The following is a 553-nucleotide window of genomic DNA, read 5'->3' on the forward strand; positions in this document are numbered from 1 at the left end:
TTTTGTCCTGTATAAAAGTTAGGATCTAGGTATTGGGGTTTATAGTCTTTGTAGGGGGAGTTTTTCATAATATGATAAGATTTAAAAACCGCTTTGGAATATTCTTCGGTATAGTTGCCTGTGGGCTTAACATTTTCTTTAAAGAGTATTTTATTGGTATCTTTTTCCACATCTAATGTTAATCCATTAGGTGTATAAATCTCATAAGTTTCACTCATTATCTATCCTTTCTTAATTTAACCCATATATAAACCATCTTCTATGATTATGGTAGTAGCTAATCTGCCTATGAAATTAGGCGGAGTTTTTGTTTCTGATGCGATATCAGCATTTGCACTTGCTTTGCTAGTGTTATTTTCTCTTTTGCCTATAGCTTTCAAGCTTTCTTCATTTCCATTTATCCCCATATACATAGCCTTAAGATTGTTTTGTCCTATGATATTGAGTTTTTCTAGTAATCTTCTGGTTTTATTTTTATCTTCTATATATCTTCCTGTTTTATCTTTACTTGTATTGTAAATTCCATTAGCAAAATCTTGTAAAATTTGTAAAG

Annotated in this window: 2 pseudogenes; both read right to left on the bottom strand. The window is 30.4% G+C overall.

The annotated features are described in order from the left end of the window. Positions 1 to 218: pseudogene (locus tag AJ886_RS03730) on the bottom strand (hypothetical protein); the annotation flags it as partial. A gap of 18 nt (positions 219 to 236) precedes the next feature. Further along, positions 237 to 553 (bottom strand): annotated as a pseudogene (locus AJ886_RS03735) (hypothetical protein); the annotation flags it as partial.

Source organism: Campylobacter sp. BCW_6465 (assembly GCF_001762815.1).
In the GTDB taxonomy this organism is placed as follows: domain Bacteria; phylum Campylobacterota; class Campylobacteria; order Campylobacterales; family Campylobacteraceae; genus Campylobacter_D; species Campylobacter_D jejuni.